This is a genomic window from Pedobacter alpinus (assembly GCF_042684645.1).
Classification (GTDB): Bacteria; Bacteroidota; Bacteroidia; order Sphingobacteriales; family Sphingobacteriaceae; genus Pseudopedobacter; species Pseudopedobacter alpinus.
Map to the genome: position 1 here is coordinate 160348 of NZ_JBHULV010000008.1, position 11901 is coordinate 172248.

Genomic DNA, 11901 nt, shown 5'->3' on the forward strand with positions numbered 1-11901 from the left:
AATGTTGTGTGTTTTTAACTAATTAGCTAAACTATCAACTACTACACTATCAGTTAATGTAGTATCTGCTTCTAAAGCAGCATTCAATAAAGAATCTGCAGAAGTTTGGTTTAAAGAATCAATTTCTTGTTCTGATTTTTTGTCACTATTACAAGCTGTAAAAGCTAAAGCCACAGCTAGTACAAAAATGGTTGTAAATTTTTTCATGTTGATTTGTTTTATGGTTATTAATGTTAAGTCAGCAGTCAAAAGTCAGCTGTCCGTTGTTTGGGGGCATACTTATAATTGCCTTCAATTAATTTTTTTAAGTCCGAAGTTTAAGTTCGATAGTCAGCAATTTGACAGCAAACTTTAAACTTCGGACTTACTTTTATAATCCTCATTTCAGGTTATCGCTCTCCACTTCGGACAACGGACTCCTAAACCTCGGACTTACTTTTATAATCCTCATTTCAGGTTGTCGCTCTCCACTTCGGACAACGGACTCCTAAACCTCGGACTTACTTCTGTCTAAAGAAAATCTGAATTGGCACTCCTTCAAAATCAAAATGCTCTCTTAATTTATTCTCAATAAACCTTTTGTAAGGTTCTTTAATGTATTGAGGTAAATTACAGAAGAAAGCAAACATTGGCGATGTAGCATTAATTTGCGTAATGTATTTAATTTTAATGTGCTTTCCTTTCATTGCCGGTGGAGGTGTTTTCTCAATAATTGGCAACAAAATATCATTTAATTTAGAAGTAGGTACTTTTTTGATTTTATTTACATAAACCTTAGCAGCTGCTTCAATTGTTTTAAAAATTCTTTGTTTCTCTGTAACCGATGTAAAAATGATTGGAATATCAGTAAAAGGAGCTAATTTTTCTTTAATCTTATCGGTAAATTCAAGAATGGTTTTGTGGTCTTTTTCTACCAAATCCCATTTATTTACAACAATAACAACCCCTTTTTTATTCTTTTCTGCTAAATGAAAAATATTTACATCCTGAGATTCGATATTATCTAGCGCATCAATCATTAAAATAACAACATCAGCTTCTTCTAAAGCTTTAATGGTACGCATAACACTGTAAAACTCAATGTTTTCATGCACTTTGGTTTTCTTTCTTAAACCCGCAGTATCAATCAGCATAAACTCATGCCCAAATTGGTTGTAGTGGATATGAATAGAGTCTCTTGTTGTACCAGCAATTTCAGTCACAATATTTCTATCGTTACCAATCAAAGCATTAATCATTGAAGATTTACCCACATTTGGGCGACCAACAATTGCATAAACTGGCAATTTATTCTCTTCTTCAGGAACCTCATCAAAATGGGTAATTACCGCATCTAACAATTCTCCAGTTCCAGAACCACTCATAGAAGAAAGGCAATAAATCTCGCCTAAACCTAAACTGTAAAATTCTGTAGCGTCTGATTGTAATTGGTGGTTATCCACTTTATTTACAGCAACATAAACTGGTTTAGTGCTTTTTCTTAAAATTTGGGCAATATCTGCATCCAAATCTGTAATTCCTGTAGTTACATCAACCATAAAAAGAACCACATTGGCCTCTTCAATAGCAATATGCACCTGCTCTCTTATTGCTTTTTCAAACACATCTTCAGAGTTGGCTACATAACCACCAGTGTCAATAACAGTAAAACTTTTATGGGTCCATTCGGCAATGCCGTAATGTCTGTCGCGGGTTACACCGCTTTGGTCATCTACAATTGCCTTTCTAGTTTCTGTTAAACGGTTGTAAAGTGTAGATTTTCCTACGTTCGGTCTCCCGACGATCGCTAATATATTACTCATAATGTGGGGTTTCCCGGTCTTATCTTACCGGCATAATTTTTTTGCAAAGTTAGTTAAAATTCTGAGATTTTTATTTAGGGCATTTCCCTTCCCATTTTACAAACCCATTGCTGGGGTCAGGCTATCCATTCATACTGCTCTAAGCATTATCCACGGGCCGGTATCCATTTCTATCCTTAATGCTTGGTGAGACTGAAGTCAGGTCTCGGAAGACGGCAGAGTTTTGTTTGTTAACTTTTAAGACTCAGATGTCCGTGGTGGCAGTCAGATGTATCTATAAACTGGAAAATAGTCAAATGTCCGCAGGAGGTCTGCGTCGCTCGCTCGACTTCTATCAGCGGAATCGGGCACCCATCCTCCGACTCAAATTTATTCCGAATATCCAAAGCTCTTTAAATAATTCTCACGGTTTCTCCAATCAGGAATCACTTTCACAAACATTTCTAAAAACACTTTTTTCTTTAAAAATTCTTCCATGTCTTGGCGAGCGTAAGTACCAACTTTTTTAAGCATTGAACCTGCTGCACCAATTAAAATGTTTTTTTGCGAATCTCGCTCAACTACAATCTCTGCACTTATTTTTATAATGTCTTTAGATTCTTTAAAAGAAGTAATCAATACTTCGGTACTGTAAGGAATCTCTTTCTTATAGAATTTAAAAATCTTTTCCCTAATCATCTCCGATACAAAAAAACGTTCAGACCTGTCCGTTAATTCATCTTTTTCGTAATAAGCAGGGTGTTCTGGTAGGTTTTCTAATATAAAGCTCATGATTGGCTCTGTGTTGTAGGCATGCAATGCAGAGCAACCAACAATCCCCTCAGGATTTAACTTTTCTTTCCAATAATTTATTTTCTCATCAATCAATTCGTTTTTAGACTCATCAATTTTATTAATTACTACTAAAACCTTAGCTGTACTTTTCTTTAATTTTTCTAAAACATCTTCTTCGTCTTGCTTCTCATTAATATCAGTTACAAAAACTAAAATGTCGGCATCCACTAAAGCATCATCCACAAAATGCATCATATTTTCCTGCAATTTGTAGTTGGGTTTAATAATTCCTGGTGTATCAGAAAAAACTATTTGATAATCATCATGGTTTACTATACCTAAAATACGGTGCCTAGTAGTTTGAGCTTTTGGCGTAATAATAGCCATACGCTCGCCTACAAGCTGATTCATAAGGGTAGATTTACCCGCGTTTGGCTTACCAATAATGCTAACAAAACCTGCTTTATGTGTCATGTAAATTATTTTAAAAAAGATTTGGAGTACAAAGAAACGAATTATATCTTTGCAGACCAATTAAGAATGAGTATTTGTTCTTAAGAAGATAAGAAATAGAAAGTGTTTCTTATAAAAATTTGAAATATTAAAAGTTAAAATATAGTGCGGGGTGGAGCAGTTGGTAGCTCGTCGGGCTCATAACCCGAAGGTCATAGGTTCGAGTCCTGTCCCCGCTACCTAAGAGAGGTTAAAGGAAAGCAGCGATAGAGTTTAAACACTCATCAGGCTCATATCCGCCAGCAGGCGGACATAGGTTCGAGTCCTGTCCCCGCTACCAGAGAGAGGTTAAAGGAAAGCAGCGATAGAGTTTAAATGCTCATCGGGCTCATATCCGCCAGCAGGCGGACATAAGTTCGAGTCCTGTCCCCGCTACCAAAGAAAGCTAAAGGCTTTAAGCTAAACGCTAGAAGCTAGGCAAGTTTTCATTTAATGGCCCGTTCGTCTAGGGGTTAGGACGTTAGATTTTCATTCTAGAAACAGGGGTTCGATTCCCCTACGGGCTACAAATTAAAACCTATAGGTTTTAAAAAATAATACCAATACAGAAAGAAAGTTTCTGTAAGAAGATTAAAAATACAGTGCGGGGTGGAGCAGTTGGTAGCTCGTCGGGCTCATAACCCGAAGGTCATAGGTTCGAGTCCTGTCCCCGCTACCAAAGAGAGGTTAAAGGAAAGCAGCGATAGAGTTTAAATACTCATCGGGCTCATATCCGCCAGCAGGCGGACATAAGTTCGAGTCCTGTCCCCGCTACCAAAGAGAGGTTAAAGGAAAGCAGCGATAGAGTTTAAATACTCATCGGGCTCATATCCGCCAGCAGGCGGACATAGGTTCGAGTCCTGTCCCCGCTACCAAAGAGAGGTTAAAGGAAAGCAGCGATAGAGTTTAAATACTCATCGGGCTCATATCCGCCAGCAGGCGGACATAGGTTCGAGTCCTGTTCCCGCTACCAAAGAGAGGTTAAAGGAAAGCAGCGATAGAGTTTAAATACTCATCGGGCTCATATCCGCCAGCAGGCGGACATAGGTTCGAGTCCTGTCCCCGCTACCAAAAGGAGTTTGAAAGACAACTCTTTTTTATGGCCCGTTCGTCTAGGGGTTAGGACGTTAGATTTTCATTCTAGAAACAGGGGTTCGATTCCCCTACGGGCTACTTATAACAATAACAAAAAAGCTTAAAAGCCTGCAAATCAAATGATTGCAGGCTTTTTTGTTTTACTTAAATGCCTAAATTATTCATATTTTCACACTATTCTAGTGAGTAATTGGTGAGTACTTAGGATTACTTAAAAGGTACTCACCAGAAGTAGCGTAACTAATTGATTTATAATTAGTTTAATCACTAAACATCTTGATTAAAAATAGTTGCAAATGTAGATTTGTTAACCTTTAAATCATGTTATTATGCTAACTAATTTTCAAGTGCTTTTTTACCTTAAAAAGCCTAAGCATTATTTATCTGGTCCAATGCCTATTTATTTACGAATCAGCGTGGACGGTAAGCGCTCAGAAATCTCTATTGGGCGCTCTTGTCTACCTTCAAGCTGGAATCCTCATGCTGGAAGATCGAAGGGTAATATGTATATTTCGGAGAAACTGACCATGTGATTCCGTGGCAAACTGACCACCTAATTTGCTGGCGAACGAACGATTCAAATGCTATAGCTGCGTTAATAAAAGTAGTGATTTAAAAGTATTTTTTATTTGAGCTATTTTCTATTGCTGAAGCCCTTTTCTTTCGCATCGATTCTCCCTGGAGTTCCATACGGTGTGCGTCATGAACAATCCTGTCCAATATAGCGTCTGCAATAGTTTTTTCGCGAATTACCTCATGCCATTTACTTAACGGTAGCTGAGAGGTAATGATCAATGAAGTCTTGGCATGTCTGTCCTCTATAATCTCCATCAATGCCGCCCTACTTTGTGCATCGAAAGGTTGTATGCCAAAGTCATCAAGTATCAGTAATTGCTGTTTTTCAATCTTTGCAATCTCTTTGATGTAAGAACCATCAGCCTTTGCCATTTTCAATCTGGCAAAAAGCTTTGGTGTACTGGCATACAGTACCCTGTAGCCCAACATGCATGCCTGATACCCGATTGCCGAAGCAAGGTAACTTTTTCCAATCCCCGTACTTCCGGTAATGAGCAGATTCTCAAATCGGTCAATAAAAGTGCAGTCGGCCAGCCTCATGACCTGATTTCTGTCAATACTTCGTTCTACATGGTAATGGAGTTCCTCTATCGAAGCTTTATAACGGAATCTGGCGTACAGAATCTGTCGTTCGATGCGTCTGTTCTGGCGGTAGTCCCATTCGGAATCGATAAGGTGCGCCAATAGTTCGTCTGAGGTATATTGGTCGGTCTGCCCGGTTTCTATACTGCTCTTAAAGGCATGGAACATGCCATAGAACTTTAGTTTTCTCAATTTGTCGAGTGTGTTCGTGTTCATTTTTTATCTATTTTAAGGGTTATTGATAATAGTCTTCGCCACGGATATTATCATGGGTGGGCATTGTCAATTCATCCGCAAAAAGGCTTTCGGGATGCTGGTCCATATTCTTCTCTAATATCATCTGTATGGTTTTGTAGGAGTAAATACCAAAGCCCAGTGCTCTTCTACATGCATTGATCAAACGCTCGTTGCCAGCTTTTTTGGCAAAACCAAGGATACCAACACACGATTTGTAGGCCTGTTCGGGATGTTGTTTGCGTTCCAGTACTTTCACTATATAGAGTCTCACATCGTCATGGATGCTAGTTGCCCATTCCAGAAAGCGCTCTGGAGTCCAATCGGTCACGAACCTGTGAGTGGTAGCCATATGCTCCCGGTCGGTAGTATAGTTGTATGGGCTCTTCATCCGCTTATGCATCGCAATGCGCTCATAATGGTAGAATACTTCAACATTTGAACTACTGTACAGGATCTTGACCTTTTTGCCGATGAATCGGAATGGTACGCTGTAATAGTGTTTGTCAACCCCAAGGTTCACATGCCCGTTCTTCATAACGGTAGCATAATGTTGCTTTTTGAAAGCATAGCGAAGTACAGGAAGAGGATTGAGTGCCTCACGCTCAATTTCTTCGAACTGTAGCCTCCTGCTATAGTTCCTCCCTTTCAGTAGCTTTGTGTTATGAGATTCCAGTGCCACTAATATGGCTGAATTGAGTTCGGATAGCGAATGAAATACCTGTTTATTCAATGGAGCGTAGATACGGCTGTAGGCTATCTTTACTGCTCCCTCCACCAAAGCCTTGTCTCTTGGGCGGTAGGCTCTGGCTGGAAGTATGGTCGTTCCGTAATGATCCGCAAAATCGGCAAAGGTATCGTTAAGAGTAGGTTCGTAACGGTTGCTCTTGGTAACGGCCGCTTTAAGGTTATCGGGTACGATGGCTGCAGGTACACCGCCAAGATAGTGGAGTGTATTCTCACAGGCCGAGATAAAGTCCTCTTTCTGCTGACTCATCACCGCTTCTACATAGGTAAGCTGACTAGCGGCTAGGATAGCAACGAAAACCTCCACCTCGGACACCTCGCCGGTATCTTTATCTACGACGGTAAGCTTTTGGCCTGCAAAATCGATAAATAGCTTATCACCAGCCTTATGGTCTAGGTGCATAACGGGGTTAACTCTGTTTTTCCATTGGTTGTAGTAAAAGCAGAACTGGGTATATTGGAAGCCGTCCGGAAACTCTTTTATATAGGATTCCCACAGCAGCATTCGGGTAACTCCGGTACGTTTCAACTCCCGGTCTATACTGGGAAAACAGCGCTGAAGAGATAACAAACGGCTATTGGGTACATGCTCACGACTCTTGCCGAAGAAATCCTCCAGCTGCTTGTCGTTAAGAGCATCGATCTGCTGAAAACTGCAACCACTGGAAATGAATGCCTTTAAGTAAACTTTAACCGTATTACGGGAAACGCCAGTATGGGTAGCAATGGAAAGCTTGCTACGGCCCTGGGTGTACATTCTGAGTATCTGTCTTATCTTGCTCATGCTTATAGTGGAATTTGCCATTTCGATGGGTTATATATCCATCAAAAATAGGCTTACCGCTATTGCATTTGACTATCGTTCGAACTGGTCAATTTCCTCCGAAATCGGATGGTCAATTTCCAGCGGAATAGGTGGTCAGTTTAAACCGAAATGTGGTGGTCAGTTTCAGCGAAATCTCCACTAAGTGATTCTTTTTTAAATAAAGGATTTTCAAAGGTGACCATGTTACTGCAATTTTGACTTTCTCCCAAAGATACATTGTTCAAGTGACTACATAAATATTGAAGACATCTGTTTTCATCATATAATTGGAGTTCTTATGGCTATGAAAAGATCACTAAATTGATGGGCCTACTACAATTATAATTTCAAAGGCTATTCATTAACTTTATAAAATCTTTAGCTCCTTATTCAAATCAAATTTGTGAACAACTTAATTCATTCTTTATCAGCTTCTTTTTCACCTGAATATTTTTCACCACCTGTCGAAACAAGGCAACAAGAGCTGCCATTTTCTGAAATTTCATGGGAATATTTTGAAAAATTATGTTTTCGACTTGCAAATAGTGAAGGAAACGTAAAGGATGTGAGGTCTTATGGTACAAAAGGAGATAAACAGGAAGGAATAGATATTTATGCTTACGACGGGAATGGAAAATATATTGTATATCAATGTAAAAACGAAAAGGGTTTTATTCCTGCAAAAATTAAAAAGGCTGGAGAGGAGTTTTTTGCGGGAAAATGGGCAAATAATGCACAAAAATTTGTGCTTTGCACTCGAGAGGCACTTAACAAACGAAATCGTGAAGACGAAATAATAAGACAGCGTCAAATTTTTAAAGATCGGAATCTTACGTTTGAAATTTGGGATTCATTGAGATTGAATGATAAGCTTAGGGAAAAGCCGCAGCTCGTTGATGAGTTTTTTGGAAGAGACTGGGTTAGAGTTTTTTGTGGAAAAGGTATAGCTGATTCGCTTTCTAATGTAACATATCCCAAAAGAAATCATTATGACTTTCCCGAAGATTACATTCCAAGAGAGGTCTCTAGCACAGAGGAAGGTTCAGTCCTCTCTTCATTTAACGCAGGTTCTTCACTAAAAGAAGCACTTTTAGAAAATAAAAGAATAGCATTATTAGCTTGGGGACAACATGGGAAATCGACAGAGTTACAATTTTTTGCAGCATCACTATCAAAAGAAGATGATATGTTTCCGTATCTGATTAGATTAGGGGACTATACAGATGAGGATATTATTTCTTATATACCTGATATTAATAAGATTCCTCAAGATAAACTGGTGATTTTAATTGATGGTTTAGACGAAGTGTCATCTCTACATTTTGAAGTAACGTCAAAGAAAATCGGAAAGTTTGCTGGGGATTTTCCGAACTGTAGTATAGTGGTTTCGTGTAGAACAAATTTTTACACTTCTTTTGAAGAGGATAAATCACTAAATACGGTCACAGGATTTAGTTCCTTTCGTCTGGATGAACTAAAATACGATTCCATTCAAAACTTCTTGAACCAACACCTTAATGAGAACAAAGAAATTTTTTTGAATGAAATAGTTAAAAAAGGACTTTCTGATACGCTCAAAACACCATATTATCTGATTGGATTTGCTAAAGAATTTCAAGAAACAGGAAAAGTCACCAATAGTAAAGCGGCATTTTTTAAAAGGGAAGTTGGTAGATTAATAAAAAAGGACATTCATCGGGTTTATAGAACTGATCAGGAGCAAAAGGAATCGGAGTTAAGAACCTTGCTTTGTAAAGTTGCTTTTACCATGAAAGCATCTGGACAAACCGTCATAGCGAATCAGGATTTATTGGAAATTATTTCAAGAGATGATTTTAAATTATTAAGAGAAGCTGGAAGTCTTCTACAAGCTACAGATAAAACTGAGAAAAGCTGGAAATTCAATCAACAAAGTATTCATGAATATCTGGCAGCCGAAGTTTTATCTCACCATAATTATATCTCTTTAAAAAAACATGTTGGGATTCAGCCCAAATTACTTAAAATATCACCTGTATGGTTGAATACCATTTCTTTTTTAAGTGGCATTTTAGATACAGATAGCACCCTTAAAACTAATATCACAATTTGGCTAACAAAACATAATCAAGATCAGGTGATTAAACTAGAGCCTGAATTATTAACAAATGAGTTAAGGGATCAAACATTCAAGAATATTTTCAATTTTTTCAAAAAGAAAAAAAGGAGAATCAACAGAACCATTTATAAACCAGAGCAACTAGCAAGATTTGGAGAGAGCGAATCCACCTTAGAATTTTTATGGCGGGAAACAAAGTCCATTAGTAAAAAGGAGATTATTGCCAATATTCTAGATATTATCAATTCTTTTCAGATTCAACTTTATCCAATATATGAGCAAAGATTTAAAGAGTTTTATGGACGTATTATATTCAAAGATGATGTTGATTTGCAATACCTCGCACTAAGAGGATATACCAGCGTTTTCAAGTTAACACCAACAGAGTTCGAGGTTATTTTTCAAAAATTTAAATATCATGATGATACCTGGATTAGGTATAGTTTATTCTATGCAATTTGGAATAAAGGTCATGCAAATGAGTATATTGATTATATTTTGTCGCAGGCAAATTTCCTAATTAATGAAGAAAAGAAGAATTTCAATAAAAGCAATTCCTCAAATCTGAGACTCTCCAATGAAAATACAGAAATAAAGCATTGTATTGAACATATAGATTCTGAAAAAGGATTACTAAAGTTGTTTGAAACGTTGAAAACAAAGCTTGTTTCTTTAGCGAGTTCTAATTTTTTTAATGCCGCTTTAATCAAGTCAATAGAGCGTGCTAGTTTATTTGTCAGTAGTCAGGAAATGATTCGATCGCTTCAAGAGGTATTCTTACTAAACCAAACCTACATAATCAATCAGGAGAAGTTTAGAATAGTTTTTATTGATTTTTTTAAACAGGCTCAATGTGTTGATCAGCTATGTAAATTGATTTATGATCCAACAAATATTAAAAGTGCAGAAATGATAAGTCGATTAGGAGCGTTAGCAACCCCTAAGTTTATAGATTTATTAAAGAATGATTTTTATAATGGACTAATAGATCAAAATTCAATCACTCGTTTGGAACATTTTATGCGCAATGCGAAAAATGAAAATATCAGTTATTTAAGAAGTCAATTCAATATTAAAGTTACTCCAGTCAAAAATTATACAGACTATAAAAAACAAGAAGAAAAGGCTAGGAAAAGAGATCTGAATGCACTTTTTAATAAAAATATTTTTATAGAGGAAGTGAAATTGATTTTTAAGGCATTTAACACTGACAAATTAAACAAAAATGCTATTTATAGTGACACAGATCCTGATTATTGGAGTAGTGACTTTTGTAATGTAGCTCGTGATTTTTTGGACATTCGATCAGATTCTAATGAGGTTATTTTAGAAGAAGTGATTCAAAGTTTAATAAATAGTTCTGACAAAGATTATTTCCAAATTTACGAATACGTTAAACAATATAATGAGGCTGTTTTAAATGATGTACAATTAGAGGAAATTGTAGGTTGGTGTGATGATAAAGTAAAAATCGTTGATTTTAAAAAGGCGATTATAAAGGAATCAGAATTAGAATGGTCTTATAACACTGATGCTTTATTATTATCATTTTTTATTAGACGATTCAATTTACAAACATATTCTAAAATTCTTTATCTAGATATGCTTTCATTTACTGAATATGGAGAGTCCATCATTAAGATATTTGAGTTTGTGGAAACAGTATGTTCAAAAGCAGAAATCACTTATCAGGTTCTTCAAAATTTACATAATGGCATAGACAATTTCTCATGCTTCAGCAATCACTTAAATTATGTAACTGCACATAAAATTGTTCAGTCTCTGCCTTATCTTAAAAAATATTTTGAGGTTTTTAAGGATAATTATGATCTCCTTAAAAGTTATTTGTCTCTAAGTGGTAAAATAGATGATCTGGAAGTAGTTTTACTTTCATCTACAGGTTATTTTCGGGATTATCTCATTGAACAATTTATTACTCACCAAAGTTCCATCATTCTTAACTATTTAAATAATCGTTTTAAAACCGAACTTGATATTAAGGAAAAGTTATGTTTAGCAAAATCTCTTATAAAATTGCAAGATAAAAAGGGAATAAAATATTACATCGAATATATTCAAAAAAGCAAGCAGGTTCCAGACGATTCTTCTCAAACCAATCCTCTGTATCAATTAAAAAAGATTTCAATGGTACATTCTATATTGGAACTCCTAATTCTTTCATATGACCCTGAAATTAAATTCGATTATTTTAATAATTTAACTAGTATTTGTATTAACGCACTGAGGAATATTGCTTTAGCAGAGGGAAATTTTCCTAAAGCACACCGTTCTATAAAATTGTTTTTACTCTTAAAAAGAATTGAAAATTGTTTTTCAAATAATAAATTTCCTCAACTATTTTTCTCTGATTTAGAATTTTACTGGGAAGGAATTGAACAACAGCACCTAGTTAATCTTTCTGTTCCACTTAGTCTTTCAGAAGCTATTATTTCCTATAAAAAGTTCGCTCTTTGAATCAGAGATGATATTTAATCTTAACTCTTGATTAAAGTCATTGTGATTTGGGTAATGTAATCTGATTTTCCGAATTAAATAATGTCTTTTCTAGCGATAATTCCTTAAATTCTTCATACATAACTCGATTAGAAATGAGATTTGGATCTTAAAGATTTAAAAACCAGAAAACCTATTTTTGATTTTTAGCAAATTAACAATTACAGAGAAAATATGTGCAG

Annotated in this window: 7 protein-coding genes and 4 tRNA genes; 6 read left to right on the forward strand and 5 right to left on the reverse strand. The window is 36.2% G+C overall.

Annotation, left to right across the window (positions count from 1 at the left end):
* Positions 1–18: 18 nt before the first annotated feature.
* The 3 genes from ACFSSE_RS01775 to era form a co-directional block, all read right to left on the reverse strand.
* Positions 19–207 (reverse strand): hypothetical protein, encoded by a 189-nt coding sequence (locus ACFSSE_RS01775; protein WP_379040833.1) that lies wholly within the window; start codon positions 205–207, stop codon positions 19–21.
* A 293-nt stretch (positions 208–500) separates the two neighbouring features.
* Positions 501–1802, reverse strand: coding sequence for a ribosome biogenesis GTPase Der (der, locus tag ACFSSE_RS01780; protein WP_379040832.1), 1302 nt, complete (start codon positions 1800–1802; stop codon positions 501–503).
* A 369-nt stretch (positions 1803–2171) separates the two neighbouring features.
* Positions 2172–3050, reverse strand: coding sequence for a GTPase Era (gene era, locus ACFSSE_RS01785; RefSeq protein WP_379040830.1), 879 nt, complete (start codon positions 3048–3050; stop codon positions 2172–2174).
* A gap of 145 nt (positions 3051–3195) precedes the next feature.
* On the opposite strand from era, the gene ACFSSE_RS01790 reads away from it, so the two are divergent.
* The 5 genes from ACFSSE_RS01790 (at position 3196) to ACFSSE_RS01810 (ending at position 4696) form a co-directional block, all read left to right on the forward strand.
* Positions 3196–3268: transfer RNA gene (locus tag ACFSSE_RS01790), tRNA-Met, on the forward strand.
* Between the two features lie 255 nt (positions 3269–3523).
* Positions 3524–3595: transfer RNA gene (locus ACFSSE_RS01795), tRNA-Glu, on the forward strand.
* A gap of 76 nt (positions 3596–3671) precedes the next feature.
* A tRNA-Met gene (locus ACFSSE_RS01800) sits at positions 3672–3747 on the forward strand.
* 422 nt (positions 3748–4169) lie between these two features.
* Positions 4170–4241: transfer RNA gene (locus tag ACFSSE_RS01805), tRNA-Glu, on the forward strand.
* 251 nt (positions 4242–4492) lie between these two features.
* Positions 4493–4696, forward strand: coding sequence for an Arm DNA-binding domain-containing protein (locus ACFSSE_RS01810; protein WP_379040828.1), 204 nt, complete (start codon positions 4493–4495; stop codon positions 4694–4696).
* Between the two features lie 79 nt (positions 4697–4775).
* Here the strand turns inward: ACFSSE_RS01810 and istB are convergent, their stop codons facing one another.
* Entirely contained in the window at positions 4776–5537 is a 762-nt protein-coding gene (gene istB / locus ACFSSE_RS01815) for an IS21-like element helper ATPase IstB (RefSeq protein WP_379040827.1), read from the reverse strand.
* Between the two features lie 19 nt (positions 5538–5556).
* Entirely contained in the window at positions 5557–7086 is a 1530-nt protein-coding gene (gene istA / locus ACFSSE_RS01820) for an IS21 family transposase (RefSeq protein WP_379040825.1), read from the reverse strand.
* A 424-nt stretch (positions 7087–7510) separates the two neighbouring features.
* Between istA and ACFSSE_RS01825 the strand changes: the two genes are divergently transcribed.
* Positions 7511–11680: an NACHT domain-containing protein gene (locus ACFSSE_RS01825; protein WP_379040824.1), complete on the forward strand. Its 4170-nt coding sequence runs from the start codon at positions 7511–7513 to the stop codon at positions 11678–11680.
* Positions 11681–11901: the final 221 nt, after the last annotated feature.

Bases quoted from the DNA above. Each gene is read 5' to 3' on its own strand.
- ACFSSE_RS01775 (WP_379040833.1), bottom strand. From the start codon at position 207: ATGAAAAAATTTACAACCATTTTTGTACTAGCTGTGGCTTTAGCTTTT.
- der (WP_379040832.1), bottom strand. From the start codon at position 1,802: ATGAGTAATATATTAGCGATCGTCGGGAGACCGAACGTAGGAAAATCT.
- era (WP_379040830.1), bottom strand. From the start codon at position 3,050: ATGACACATAAAGCAGGTTTTGTTAGCATTATTGGTAAGCCAAACGCG.
- ACFSSE_RS01810 (WP_379040828.1), top strand. From the start codon at position 4,493: ATGCTAACTAATTTTCAAGTGCTTTTTTACCTTAAAAAGCCTAAGCAT.
- istB (WP_379040827.1), bottom strand. From the start codon at position 5,537: ATGAACACGAACACACTCGACAAATTGAGAAAACTAAAGTTCTATGGC.
- istA (WP_379040825.1), bottom strand. From the start codon at position 7,086: ATGAGCAAGATAAGACAGATACTCAGAATGTACACCCAGGGCCGTAGC.